The sequence below is a fragment of the Kribbella sp. ALI-6-A genome, assembly GCF_001984195.1.
Taxonomy (GTDB): domain Bacteria; phylum Actinomycetota; class Actinomycetes; order Propionibacteriales; family Kribbellaceae; genus Kribbella.
The window spans coordinates 445,993-459,891 of the sequence record NZ_MTQN01000012.1; the positions used below are offsets into that span (position 1 = coordinate 445,993).

At 68.0% G+C, this 13,899-nt stretch carries 5 protein-coding genes; 2 read left to right on the forward strand and 3 right to left on the reverse strand.

All coding sequences use genetic code 11. The features are described 5' to 3' along the window. Positions 1-88 precede the first annotated feature (88 nt). Both BWI15_RS40245 and BWI15_RS40250 read right to left on the reverse strand, forming a co-directional pair. Entirely contained in the window at positions 89-5,509 is a 5,421-nt protein-coding gene (locus BWI15_RS40245; RefSeq protein WP_237771501.1) for a golvesin C-terminal-like domain-containing protein, read from the reverse strand. A gap of 89 nt (positions 5,510-5,598) precedes the next feature. Next, positions 5,599-8,640: a DNRLRE domain-containing protein gene (locus BWI15_RS40250; RefSeq protein WP_237771502.1), complete on the reverse strand. Its 3,042-nt coding sequence runs from the start codon at positions 8,638-8,640 to the stop codon at positions 5,599-5,601. Between the two features lie 110 nt (positions 8,641-8,750). Here BWI15_RS40250 and BWI15_RS28695 point away from each other — a divergent pair, with 110 nt between their 5' ends. Further along, complete coding sequence (locus BWI15_RS28695) at positions 8,751-10,700, forward strand: bifunctional polysaccharide deacetylase/glycosyltransferase family 2 protein (protein ID WP_237771503.1); 1,950 nt, start codon at positions 8,751-8,753, stop codon at positions 10,698-10,700. Between the two features lie 18 nt (positions 10,701-10,718). Here the strand turns inward: BWI15_RS28695 and BWI15_RS28700 are convergent, their stop codons facing one another. Then, on the reverse strand, positions 10,719-12,668 hold the full coding sequence (locus tag BWI15_RS28700) for a DUF1906 domain-containing protein (protein ID WP_237771504.1): 1,950 nt from the start codon (positions 12,666-12,668) through the stop codon (positions 10,719-10,721). Between the two features lie 289 nt (positions 12,669-12,957). Between BWI15_RS28700 and BWI15_RS28705 the strand changes: the two genes are divergently transcribed. Continuing rightward, complete coding sequence (locus BWI15_RS28705; RefSeq protein WP_077017674.1) at positions 12,958-13,890, forward strand: zinc metalloprotease; 933 nt, start codon at positions 12,958-12,960, stop codon at positions 13,888-13,890. The last annotated feature ends 9 nt before the right edge of the window (positions 13,891-13,899 follow it).

A 13,899-nucleotide genomic window follows, 5' to 3' on the forward strand; every position in this document is an offset into this window, starting at 1 on the left:
GGACCCGAAGAGACGCCCTAGTACAACGGTCATCTCTTCCGACAGTCGACCGCCAGCAGCGGAAACCCTCCACCAGTGATAGATCACTTCATTTACCCGTCCTGACGAGGCCAATTACCACACCGGCGTCATCGATATCAAGGCCATAGGTTCCTGAGCGAGTCTTATCGCTCCACAGGTCTTCGATTCGGTTCGCACCCTTGAAGATTCCGCCGGTGTGCTGGTCGATGTCAGGGCTGTAATAGCGCGGCAGTCCTGGACCGGGCTTCCTGAGCTCGTACACCGTCCCCTTGCCGTAGTTGCCTTTGACCTTGGTCATACCCTTGTACCAACTCGCGATGTTCTTCTGCTGATCCGGGGTCAGTGGATTCTTGCACGGCCCGGTGTTGTGCACGAGAACCGGCGTCTCGCCAGCCACCACATAGTAGGTGTGGATGTCGTCAACGGTGAGGTTGTAGGCGGTGGCCACTCGTTGCGACCCCGGGCGAAAACCGACCACGCGCACGTCGCGCCCGTCAGCGGCGATGAGTTGGTCGCCAGGCTCGAGTTCGTCGGCTCGCTGGAACTCGCCGTCGGTGGCGTTCCAGAACGGGTGGTCCTCGGTGGTGGTGAGGGTTCCGCTGTCGGTATCCAACTCCAAGAGCGTGTCCGTGTGGACCCAAAGCTTCGTCACCAGGCGGGGACCACGCTCGCCAGTTTCCGGGTCGGTGGCGAGGACCTCGTCGCCTTCTTCCACCTGCGAGATCGGTTTGCGCGACCCGTCGGCCATCTCGACCAGCGTCTCGCCACTAAAACTGCAAGCGCCTCCACCAGCACGAGTCCCGATGCCGCCCGGGACCGTCTCCGGTCCACCACCGATCCGGATACCACCGCCGTCGTGGCCGAGTTCTGCGCCGGGTACTTCGGCCGGGCTGTAGGGACCGCAAATGATTCCAGACTGCTGGCACAGATCTTCGGCGAAGTGCTTCGAGAACTGGACGTCCGATCCGCCGCAGGTGTGGTCGCCGTCGCTCGTGCTGACGTGCGTGTAGCCGTCATTGCAGCCGACCGCATACTCGGGCCCCTGACCGCCGCCGCTGCCGACTCGCTTCGACTTCACGGCCGCGTAGGCCTTCTCGTACGTCTCCTTCTCCGCGACCACCTCGCGGTTGCCGATGGTGGTCTCGACCGCGTCTTCCAAGATCCCGCCGTCGGCCATCGACTCGTTGATGTGGCCGTCGATCTCGACCCGGCTGATCGGGTTGCCGCCGGCGAAGGCGTAGCGGTTGGAGTTCCACGGGTCGGTGGAGAGATTGAGGTCTCCCAGGGCGCCGTTGTAGGAGTCCCTGGTCAGGAAGCGGTTCAGCCCCGGCGAATAGTCACGGAATCCCATGTCGTAGGACTCCGAGGACTGGTCCCAGCGCTTGGCGTTGAAGCGGTAGACGTTGTACGGCTCCTTGCCCGGGTTCTGGGCGTCGGGCTTGTCGACACCGGTGAAGCGGTCCTCGTCGTTCTTGCCGTAGGCCGTGTAGCCGTACGTCGAGCGGGTGTCGCCGCCCTCCGTGGTCAGCGTCTCCACGTCGGAGTGTGGGTTGTAGCCGTAGTAGGAGTCTTCGGTGGTTCCGTCGGCCTTGAACTTGACCTGGGAAAGGCGGGAACCCCAGGGCGAGTACTGGTACGACTCGGTGACCTTGCCGGCGACCTCTTCGGACAGCACCTCGCCCGACAGACCGAGGTAGCTGAAGTTGGTGGTCTTCGCGCCTTCGACCTTGGAGCTGGTGCGGTCGAGGGCGTCGTACGACGTGTCGGTCGTCTTGGTGGTGCCGTCGGTCTGCAGCTTGCGGTGCTTGATGATGCGGTCGTAGCCGTCGTAGGTGTTGCGCTCGATCACCTTGCCTGCGGCCGAGACCTGCGAGAGCCGGCCGAACGGGTCGTAGGTGTACGACGCCGACGTGCCGTCGCTGGTGGCGGTGAGCAGCCGGTTGCGGTCGTACGTGTACGTCGTCGCGGCGTTCTTCACCACCTGCGACACCACGTTGCCCGCGGCATCATGCGTGTACGTCTCCGTCGACTGCACCGTCGTCCCGGCGGCGTCCTTCTTCTCCACCTTGGCGACGCGGTCGAGCGGGTCGAACGTGTACGCGAACACGTTCTCCAGGTACGCCGCGTGGTTGTCGGCGTTCTGGACCTTCGCGGTGTCCTTCACCCGGTCGCCGTTGGCGGAGTACTCCATCGCGTGTTGCGAGACCAGCGTGCCGTTGGACTTCTTCTCGATTTGGGACGCGACCAGGCCGTCGAGGTAGTAGTCGAAGTCGACGGTGTTGCCGTTGGCCTTGGTTTCCACGTCGGTTTCGCCGCGGGCGGTGTAGGTGTAGGCCGACGTTTTCGGTGCCGTGTCGGTGGCCGACTTGGCGTTCTTGACCTGTTCGACGAGGTCCCGCGCGTCGTAGGTGTACGCCGAGAACTGGTCGTCCTTGTCGGCCGCGTCGTCGAAGGTGCGGGTGACGGGCGCGCCGTTCTCGTTGTAGGTGTACGTCGTGGTCTTGAGGAGCGTGGTGCCCTTCTTCTCCTCGACCTTCGCGACCTGGTTGAGGCCGTTGTAGCCGACGACGTAGTCGCTGACCTTGGCGCCCGGCTGGGTATCGGTGATCTGCAGCAGGTTGCCGTTGGTGTCGTAGCGGTAGGTGAAGTCCTTCTTCTCCGTGTCCGCCTCACCGGTGTTGTCGCGCACGACCTTCACCGCGTCGGCGGCGACAGTGCCAACAGCGGCGGGAGACAGCGTCACCGAGCCGGTCGTGGCCTCCGTGAACGTGAACTCCCCGAGGCTGACCCAGGTGCCGGCGCCGGTCGTCTGGTTGACCGGCTTCGCAACCGGCGTCGAGCCCGCCGCACCCGTGCTCACCGCGTACGGCGCCGCGGTCGACGCGCCGGCCACGGACGGGTAGCGCACGTAGACGGTGTACTTGCCGTCCGCCGGCACGTTCAGATTCCAGGTGTGCTTGTCCGTGCTCCCAGTCGCCGCCGCGTGCGTGCGGTAGTTGGTGCCCTGGTAACCGGTCCCGGTAGCCGACAGCGGCCAGGTCCCCGCGACCGACACATCACCCGTGTCGGAGTTGTCCACCAGGGAGACGTGCAGGCCGACCGGCACACCGTCGTCACTGCGCGACTTCAGCTTGCCGTCCGGGAAGAAGTCCCAGGTCATCGTCCGCGACGACGACCCACCCGCGCTCGTCAGCGTCCGCGCGGTCTGCTGGCCGAGGTCGTTGTAGCCGTACGTCGCCGCGATCTCCCACGGGTCCGTGCTCGACTTCACCCAGCCGTTGTCGAAGTACGAGTACGACGTGTCGTTGCGGACCGTCTGGCCCTCCGAGGCCGGCGCGCTGACCTTCGTCACGTTGCCGATCTCGTCGTACGTCATCACCGTCTTGTCCGGCGTGTTGTAGCGCGCGTCGTCCTTGTCGTACGGCGCCACCTTCTCCTTCGGCCGGTTCAGCGCGTCGTACACGGTGACCTGGGCGAAGTCGTCGGGGTCGTCGGCGGTCTCGACGCCGCGCGGGCTGATCACCTTGGTCTGGTTGCCGACCTGGTCGTACTCGACCTGCGTGGTCCGGTAGACCGGGTTGCCGGCGCCGTCCTTGGTGTGCGGGACCTTGACCTGCACGGTCTTGCCGCGCTCGTCCAGCGTGATCAGCGTCTTGTTGCCGTCGGCATCCGTCGTGGCGATCACGTTGCCGTCGCGGTCGTAGTCCTGCGAGGTCGACTTGCCGGCCGCGTCGGTGGCCGTCTTCGGCCGGTGCGCCTTGTCGTACGTCGTCTTCGTGGTGTAGTCGGCCGGGTCGGCGGACTTCGACTTGCGCGGGTCCACCACGGTGATCACGTTGCCGACGTTGTCGTACTCGTAGCTGATCTTGTCGTTCTGCGCGTTGGTGACCGACAGCAGCTGGTAGACCGCGTCGTAGGCGTACGACGTGACGAAGTCCGCCGGGTCCGGGGTCAGGACACCCTTCGGCTCGATCTGCCGAGAAAGGTTGCCGACCACGTCGTACTCGTACTTGGTCTCCCGGTCGGGATCGGTCGCGACGTCCTTCGGCGCCTTCGAGGAGATCAGCTGGTCGGCGTCGTCGTAGGCGTTGACGGACACGGCACCGTTCGGAGCGGTCGCCTGCGTGACGTTGTCGTTGCCGTCGTACACCGGGGCCGGCGTGGTGACGAACAGGTTCGCGGTCTGGTCCTTCGGCACCTTGCTGGTCAGCGGGCGGCCGAACACGTCGTACGTGTACGTGCTGGTCTTCGACTTCGCGTCGGTGACGCTCAGCACGTTGCCGCGCACGTCGTAGTCGAAGTCGGTCGACTTCGTCAGTGCGTCGGTGATCCGCGTGGGATAGCCCGTGGCGTCGTACGCCGGGTAGGTCGTGGTGTTGTTGTTCGCGTCGGTCGAGGTCTTGAGCTGCCCCAACGCGTCGTAGGTGTACTTGGTCGTGTAGTCGCCGGCCGTCGCGGTCGCGTTGCCCTTCGGGTCCGTGACCGACGTGAGGTTGCCGAGCGGGTCGTAACCGAAGGTCCAGGTGCGCCCCTCCGGGCTGACCTTGCGGCCGATCTCACCGTAGAAGCCGTTCGCGCTGACGTTGTAGCTCAGCACGGTCGCGGGAGTGCCGTTGGCGTTCGCCTCGGCGTCCTTGATGGTCAGCGGGAAACCGGTTTTCGGGTCGTACGTCCAGGTGCTGACAGCGCCGTTGGGCTCTTCCAGCCGGGTGACGTTGTGGTCGGTGTCCCAGCCCAGCTTGGTGGTCTCGTTCTTGGCGTTGGTCGTCTGCACCGGCCGGCCGAAGCTGTCGGTCACGTACTTCGTGGCCCGCGGCGTGGCGTCGGTGACCGTCGTCTCGCCCGTGCCGGTGCCCGGGACGTAGCCGAACGTCGTCGTCTTGCCGAGCCGGTCGGTCAGCTTCTCGAGCTTCCACTTGTCCTTCGGGTCGGTGGTCGCCGCGAAGTACGACAGGTCCGTCGACTTGCCGCGCGGATCGGTGATCCGGACCAGCTTGGTGTTCTTGTTCGTGTTGGTCGCGTCGTAGACGAACTTGAACGTTTTCGCCCCGGTCGCCCCGGCGCCGTCCACCATTTCGGCCATCAGGCCCTTGTCGGAGTAGGTGAACGTCACCTTCCGGCCGGAGATGTCGGTGATCGACTCGACCTGGTCGATGATCTTCGGGTTGGTCAGGTTCGTCGCCGCCGTCTTCACGCCGGCGTCGTTGATGTAGCTGTACGCCTGGCCCTTCTCGAAGTAGTCCAGCGTCAGCGTCCGGCGCCCGGCCGCGTCGGTGATGTAGTCGAGGAACTTGACCGGCTTGTTGGCGCTCTTGCGCTCTTCGTAGGTGAACAGCATCTCGTTGCCGTTCTTGTCCCGGATCACCGACTGGAAGCCCTGGTCGTCGAAGAAGAACTGGGTCCGGTCCGGCCGGGTCAGCATCCACGCGCGGTTCACCGAGGTCTTGTTGTCCGGCGGATCGGCGACCTTCTGCAGGTACAGGTGCACACCCTTGGGGTGGTCGTAGTCCCACTTGGTCTCGTCGGTCGTGCCGTGCTTGTTCAGCGCGAACGTGTGGCTGGTGCCGTCCCCGTCGGTCAGCGTGATGTCGGTCGGCCACCGCTGGCCGCGCGGGTGGAAGTCGAGCGCCGAGCCGAGCCGAGCCGGTTCAGCGTCGAGGTGGACAGCGACCAGCCGTAGCCCATCGACGAGGCGGAGGTGTCGAGGCTGTTGTACGTCATCCGGACGAACGTCGACGCGCCCCGGCTCGGGTTGGTCAGCGCGTTGTAGCCGAAGGCAACGTTGCCGGTGGCGAGGTTCACCATCGCCGACGATCCGGAGCCGGTGTTCTTCCCGGCGTACTGGTAGAACTTCTCCAGCCCGAGCTGGTCCGACGTGGGGTCCTCGACGGCCGCGTTCTGGGCGAGCGCCCCGACGCCACCGGTCGTCTTCGACAACCAGGCTCCGGTCACCTTGTTGCGCAGGTCCCACTGCAGGACGAAGTCCTCGCGCTTGTTGCTGGGGTCGGCCGCGACCGGGCTCTTCACCTGCGCGCTCACCTTGACCGCCGCCCCCGGGGCGAGGTCGGCCGGCAGCGCGGTGTCGAGCCGGTTGGCCGCCGACGTCACCTCGGTCCCGTCGGGCAGGGCCCAGTGGTACGACAGGGCGTAGTCGGTCGCCTTCAGCGCAAAGGCCTGCGTGTTGGTGACCGTGACGTCCACCGGGTACGTCGCCGCCGGCTCCTGGCGCTGCGGAGTCTTCGGCGCGTGGTACGCCGAATCCGGCGTCTTGGCCAGGTACGTCACCTTGAGCATCGGGCGCAGCAGCGGCTCGGCGGCCTCGGCGCTGAGGAACAACGCGTGCCCGGAGGTGGTCTCGGTGGCCTGCTTCACCAGGAAGCCGTTCTCGGTGCCCGGCGAATTCACCCAGCTCTGCACCGCGGTTTTCGCCTGCCACCAGTGCCAGGTCGGGTCAGGCCCCATGTTGCCGGCCGGCACGTAGTCGAGCGACGCACCGAAGTCACCGCCCGGCGTGGTCCAGGCAGTGGCCGTGCTCGCCCGCTGCCAGGTCGTCGTCGACTCGACGATGGTCTTGCTCAAGGCGTGGGCGTTGAGCTGAGCGGCGGTGCCCTCGTAGTGCGCCTTCCACAGGCCCAGCTTGGCGTCCAGAATCGTGGAGCCGGCCGGGATGGCGGAGGTGACCGTCCCGAAGTTCACCACCGCACGGGTCTTGCCGTAGGTGGTGTTGTTGCCGACCTCGAGCCAGGCCTTGCCCTCGACCTTGTCCAGGTTGGTCGCGGACAGCGTGCTCGACAGCGTCGAGTCAGCGGCGTTCTGGAAGTACTTGACCACCTGTCCGGCCTTGGGCAGCCGGGCCAGCTGGGTCGCCGAGGCGGTCAGCCCGCCGTCCTTCGTCTTGACCGCGACCATGTAGTAGTAACCGTCGCCCTCGTCGGACGTGTCGCTGGCCGGAGTCGGTTCGGCGCTGGTGTCGGTGTACGTCGTCGCGCCCGGCGCGACCGGAGCGACGAGCGTGTCAGCGGTCGGGACGAAGTTCTGCTGGATGCTGCGGTGCACCTGGTACTCGACCAGGTCGTCCGCGGTGCTGGTGCTCGGGTCGGCGTACGCGCTCCAGCTCAGCGTGGCCCCGGTCGCGGCGATCGTCGTCGGCGGAGCGAGGGTGACGCCGGGGCGCCCGTAGGTCAGGACCAGCTTGGGCCGGTTCGCGTGCCGGTGCAGGTCGGACCCGTTGTAGGCGTACTCGCTGGCCTGGTAGACCGGTCCGCCCCGGCCCAGCGTCTCGTCGGTCGCCTTGACCACGATGCCGTGGTTCGCGGTCCCGTTCAGCCACGACTGCACCATCGACCGCACGCTGAACGTGTGCCAGGTGCTGCTCTCGCCGGCCTCCTTGGTGTCGTAGGCCCGCTTGATGAACCGCATCGTGTCCGCGGTCGTCGTCTTGCCCGCGACGTCGCCCATCGAGGCCCGGTAGGTGCCGCCGGCGGTGAACGGCAGGGTGGCGAGCGGCTTGATCACGTTGCCGGTCCCCAGCGTCTGGTTCACCAGGTACGCGGTGGTGCCGCTGCCGTGCACGACCGAGTACGGCGTGTTGGTGGCCCGGTCGGCGCCTTGGAGGTAGCCCGCCGAGACCTCGTAGTTGCCCGTCTCGGTGATGTCGGGGTACCAGCTGAACGACGAACCGGTGGCGGCGTCGTTCTGGTACTTGTAGCCGCCGCCGTCGGCGATCGCGGCCGTGCCCGGAAGCCAGGCACCCACCATCGACGTGCTGCCGGTGTGGCTGTCGTCGATGTACGACATGTTGTACCCGACGCTGCCGAGCGTGGTGTTGGCCGCCGAGTTCCAGTTCACCGTCGACTCCGACCACGCCGACGTCGCCTGGCGCGCCTCGAGCTGGACGGCGTTGGCGTTGGTCTCGAAGGTCTGGTCGAAGTACAGCTTGAGCTGCGCCGCGTCGATCTGGGTCCCGGCCGGGACCCTGGACAGGTCGAACTTGAGCAGGCTGCGGCGCTTGGCCGAGCCCGTCGTTCCGGCGTACAGGCCGGTGATGCCGCCGTAGTTGGTGGTCGCCGCCGCGGAGTCGACCATGGCGTCCTGGGCCTGGTCGGGAGCCGGCTCGATCGCGATGGTCGGGTCGATCACCACCGGGTACTGCCGGTCGGCGCTCTTCAGCCACTCGGCGTCGGCCCGGACGGTGATGTCGATGGTCGCGCCGCGCTGGGTGACGGTCTGGGTCACCTTGTCGCTGAACGCCTTGCCGTACGGCGATGCCGCGTCGTCGCGGGCGTCGGTCATGTACGGCCGCGGCATCCGGAACAACGGTCCACCGACGCCGCTCTGCCGGTAGAACGCGATCGAGCCGTCCGCCTGCGGCTTCGCCTGCACCCCGGCCAGCTTGAGGCTGAACGTGTACGTCGGGTCGGCGGGCGCCGACTCCAGCACGATGCTTTCCTTCAGCTGGTCCGGCCCGACCTGGTAGACGAGGTCGGCGTCGCCGAACAGGTCGGGATAGGTGACGGTGTCCCCGGCCACGGACGGAGCCGGCGCGGCGGTGCCGGTCGCGCCGAGCGTGAGGCCGCGCCCCTCCAGGTCGAACCGCACCAACTGGTCTGACCGGAGCACTCGCGCTGCACGGCTACACCAATCACCTCTTCGGCCACGCACCGGACGGCGAACGTCAGGCCACCGGTGGCCACTCGACCGTGCCGGCGGCGATCACCGCGGGCGGGCCGGTGATCGACGCTGCGCCGGCCGGTGACCGGTCGGTCCGGCCGAAGGGCAGGACGATCGCGATCACCTTCGACGACGGGCCGGACCCGGAGTGGACCCCGAAGGTGCTGGACCTGCTCCGCCGTCTCGACGTCAAGGCGACGTTTTTTGTCGTCGGCACCCAGGTCGCCGAGCATCCCGAGCTCACCCGCCGCATAGTTGCCGAGGGCCACCAAATCGGCGTGCACACGCTCACCCACGCTGATCTCGCCACCACGTCCCGCTGGCGGCGGTCGCTCGAGCTGCGCCAGACCGAACTGATCCTGGCCGGCGCCACCGGCATCAGTACGCCGCTGCTGCGGCCGCCGTACTCGTCGGAGGCCTCGGCGATCACCGACGCCGAGTGGGCCGCGATTCGCGCCACTCGCGAGGCCGGTTACCTCACGGTGCTCAGCACACTCGACAGCGAGGACTGGCGGCGGCCGGGCGTGGCCGAGATCGTGGCGAACTCGACGCCGAAGGGCACCGCCGGGCAGATCCTGCTGATGCACGACTCCGGCGGCGATCGCAGCCAAACCCTTGCCGCGCTGAGCGAACTCGTCCCGGCCGCCAAGGCACGCGGCTTCCGGTTCACCACCGTCAGCGACGCGGTCGCTCTCCCGGCACCGGTGCACAAGGCGTCGACGGCCGACCGGCTCCGAGGCCTGGCAGTGATCACCGCGATCAAGCTGAGCGACGGCGTGCTGGCCGTCATCACCTGGCTCCTGTACGCCGCGGGCGCGCTGAGTGTCCTGCGCGCCCTGACCACCGTGATCGCGGCCAAGCGGCACGCGCGCGAGCGCTTCTGGACCTGGGGCGACGGTACGCCGGTGACCGAGCCGGTGACGGTGATCGTCCCGGCGTACAACGAGTCGGCGGGGATCGAGGCGGCGGTGCGTTCGCTGGTCGCCTCCGACCATCCGGTCGAGGTGATCGTGGTCGACGACGGCTCGACCGACGGCACGGCCGACCTGGTCGAGTCGCTGCGGCTGCCCGGCGTCCGGGTGATCCGGCAGCGCAACGCGGGCAAACCGGCCGCGCTCAACACCGGCCTGCTGGCCGCGTCGTACGAGCTTGTCGTGATGGTCGACGGCGACACCGTGTTCGAACCGGACGCGGTGCGCTGGCTGGTCCAGCCGTTCGCCGACCCGGCCGTCGGCGCGGTGTCCGGCAACGCCAAGGTGGGCAACCGCCGTGGCCTGCTCGGTCGCTGGCAGCACATCGAGTACGTCGTCGGCTTCAACCTCGACCGGCGGCTGTTCGACCTGGCCGAGTGCATGCCGACGGTGCCGGGCGCCGTCGGCGCGTTCCGGCGCAGCGCGCTGCAACGCATCGGCGGGCTGAGCGACGTGACGCTCGCCGAGGACACCGACCTCACGATGGCGTTGTGCCGGGACGGCTGGCGGGTGGTCTACGAGGAGCGGGCGGTCGCCTGGACCGAGGCGCCGGCTTCACTCGGTGCGCTCTGGCGGCAGCGCTACCGCTGGTGCTACGGGACGCTGCAGGCGATGTGGAAGCACCGCGGCGCCTGGCTCCAGGGCGGTCAGTCGGGCAAGCTGGGCCGGCGCGGACTGACGTACCTGTTGCTGTTCCAGGTGCTGTTGCCGCTGCTCGCACCGGTGGTCGACGTGTTCGCCCTGTACGGGCTGGTGTTCCTCAACCCGTGGCGTGTGCTCGGCGTCTGGGCGGGCTTCGTCGCGCTGCAGCTGGCGATGGGTCTGTACGCGTTCCGGCTCGACAACGAGCGCCCTGGACCGCTGTGGAGCCTGCCGCTGCAGCAGTTCGTCTACCGCCAGCTCATGTACCTGGTGGTCATCCAGTCGGTCTTCACCGCCCTGGCGGGCAACCGGCTGCGCTGGCAGCGGATGGAGCGCTACGGAAGTCTCAGTACTCCACCCGGACCAGCGGACGACCTGGCCGGCGCAGCGCGCTGACCAGGTCGTCCGGGGGAATCAGCTGACCGTCACTGCCTTGGTCGCACTGACCGTGGTGGCGTGGTCGGCGTCAGCCAGCCACACCACCCGGTAGTACGACGTACCGCGGGCCGTCGGCTTGATGTTGAAGCCGTAGTTGCCGGTGGTGTTCAGCTTGGTCGTGGTGACCGTCGGCCAGCTCGTACCGGTCAGGCGCTGCAGGTACGCCGTCGTACCGGGGTGCTGCGGGCGCAGGTAGCCGTAGACCGGGGTGGTCGTGCCGAGCTTGATCGACGCGGCCAGGTTGATCGTGATGGTCGGCTTGACCTCGATCGTGGCGTTGCCGCTGCGGGAGCCGAGCAGGTCCGGCGAACCGTTGTAGCCCCACGCGTAGACCGTGGAGACCGTCGGCTTCTGCACCGACGACGCCTGGCCGGTGCCGTCCGAGGTGACCCGGGCGACCTCACGCCAGGTGGAGCTGTTCTTCGCCCGCGCGTACAGCGACAGCGGTACGCCGACGAGTGACGCGCCGGTGTCCTTGCGGGTGGCGCGGGTGTAGAGCGAGACCGAGCCGCCGTAGTTGATCGCCGGAGCGCTCGCCGCGACGGTGGCGCCGGTGCCGATCAGCACGGTGTCGACGCCGGGACCGATCTTGCCGGTGCTGTCCTTCACCCACGCGCGGAACGCGTAACTGGTGGCGTTGGCCAGGCCGGTCGCCGTCGTGGAGCTCGCGGTGCCCGTGTAGACCGCCGTACCGACGTTCGGCAGCGGCGGCGGCGTCGTGCCGGTGTTGCGGCGCACGATGACCTGATGGCCGGCCGGGACGGTCCACTTCAGGCTCGCCGTGGAGTAGGCGCCGGTGGCGTCGAAGCCGGTCACCGGCGCGGGCGGTGCGGTCAGGTTCACCGCGTTGCTGTCGACGCTGATCTTGACGCCGCCGTGCGTCTCGTCGTGCGGGCCGTCGTACTGGTGGACACGCTGCCGGTTGGTCCACAGCGAGGCCGGGATGTACTTGTCGTCGGTGGTGTTGGTGACGTTGTTCCACCGGGCGAACCAGAGGTTGTCCGGCCGTGTGTACGCCGGGTTGTAGTACTCGGCGGACAGGTCGACACCACCCGAGGCCGCGCCGACGTAGACGCCGCTGACATAGCCGCGGGTATTCAGCTCGGTGGTCCACCCGCTGACGTAGGACAGGACCGACGCCTTGCAGGCGGCCGTCCACCCGGCGGCGTAGTTCTCGAGGTCGCTGTAGATCGCGCTGCGCTGGGCGAATCCGAGTGCCTGGGCGGACGCGACCGCATTGGCTGCGGCGGTGCGGCCCTGGGCCCGGGCCGTCGCCGGGTCTGTCGACATGCGACTCGAGAAGTTGGTGCAGGGCGCCTGCATGCCGACGTCGATCAGCAGGAACTGCCAGCCCTTGGCGGCGTTCGCGGCGACCCAGGCGGGGGTCAGGTTCGGCTGGTTGCAGGCGCGCAGCCCGCCGCTGATGTAGATGCCGACGGCCTTGTAGCCGGAGTTCGGGTACAGCCAGCCGTCCATCGCGGCCTGGCTGGGCGCCGTACAGGTGTCGAACGCGAAGCCGCCCTGCAAGTTGCCGGTGGCAACAATGGACGGTGTGACGGCGGCAGCGCGCGGCTGGGCGAGCCGCGTCGCCTTGGCGGTGACCCGCCCGGTGTCGAGCACGTCCCGCGCGGCCGCGGCCCCACCCGGCGCGTAGTACGCCGTGGCGAGGACGCCGGCGTCCTGCACGGCCCGCTGAAGCTCGCCGTCGGTGGATCGGGCCGTCTTGGTCAGCGGCTCCAGGATCAGGCCCTGGCTGCGGCCGGCCAGGTGCGCGGGGCAGTCGCTCTGCGCGGTGCTGCGGCCGAGATACACGGCCGGGCGGTCGAGCCGCACGCAGGCGGTCGGATCGGTCGACAGGTCGACCACCGGCCAGTCGGCCGGCACGGTGACCTCGTAACCATGGTACGAGATCACCTGATCACTCACGGCGTACGCCGGGCTGATGCCCGACGCAATAACCGCTACGGGAACAGCAACTTTCCAGAACCTCACGCGGAATCTCCTCACAATGCCGAAGCGGCCGAGCGTGAGTATTCCAGTTCGCTTGGCGCAGCGGGTGAGTATTTCTCCTTGTTGCAGCGACTCTTCACAGTCCGAAGGTTTTCCCTCGACCGGCCACCGTCCGGATCCGATCGCTTCCGGATCGGCGCGGAAACGCGCAATATTCCGGCACCCGGCCGCCCGCCTCGCGGCCCGATCCCCGAGGAGCGCAGCGATGCGAATCACTCGTCCCCGTGTCCTGGCCGTCCTGCTGGCCGGCACAGCCCTCACGTTCAGCCCGCTCGGCGGCCAGGCGACCGCGCAGCTGCCGGCCGAAGGCCTGAGCAACCCGTGCTTCACCCCGGCCGAGTCCTCGGCCAAGGGCGGTCGTGGCGCCGACACCCGCGACGTCAGTCCGGCCGAGCAGCGGCAGATCGAGGCTCGCACGGCCCAGCTGCTCAAGGCCAAGGCCGAGCGTGGCATCGGCGTACCGCAGGGTGCGCTGGCGGCCGCGACGGTCCCGGTCTACTTCCACGTGATGCGCGACGCGGCCGGCAACGGCGACGTCACCGACAGCCAGATCGCGCAGCAGATCAACGTGCTCAACAACACCTTCGCCGGTGGCGAGTCGTCGGCCGCGGCGAACACCGGCTTCACCTTCAACCTGGCCGGCACGTTCCGCTACAACAACACCCAGTGGCACCAGGACAAGCAGAGCAGCACCTACCGCAAGCAGACCCGCAAGGGCGGCGCGAACGCGCTGAACATCTGGCTGGTCGACTTCGGCTACCTCGGCATCGCCACGTTCCCGTGGGACTACAAGAGGCAGCCGGGCATCGACGGCATCCGCGTGCAGTACACCTCGCTGCCGGGCGGCTCGGAGCCGAACTACAACCTCGGTGAGACCGCGACCCACGAGGCCGGCCACTGGTTCGGGCTCTACCACACCTTCCAGGGCGGCTGCACGACCACGAACGACGAGGTGGCCGACACCCCGGCGCAGAGCAGCCCGACCAACGGCTGCCCGATCGGCCGCGACTCCTGCTCGCTGCCCGGCCTGGACCCGATCCACAACTACATGGACTACTCCTACGACTCCTGCTACAACCAGTTCTCCCCGGACCAGAGCACCCGGATCAGCAACATGTGGACGGCGTACCGCGCCTGACAGCCGCAG

Coding starts and splice junctions, on each gene's coding strand:
- BWI15_RS28705 (WP_077017674.1), top strand. CDS start 12,958: ATGCGAATCACTCGTCCCCGTGTCCTGGCCGTCCTGCTGGCCGGCACA.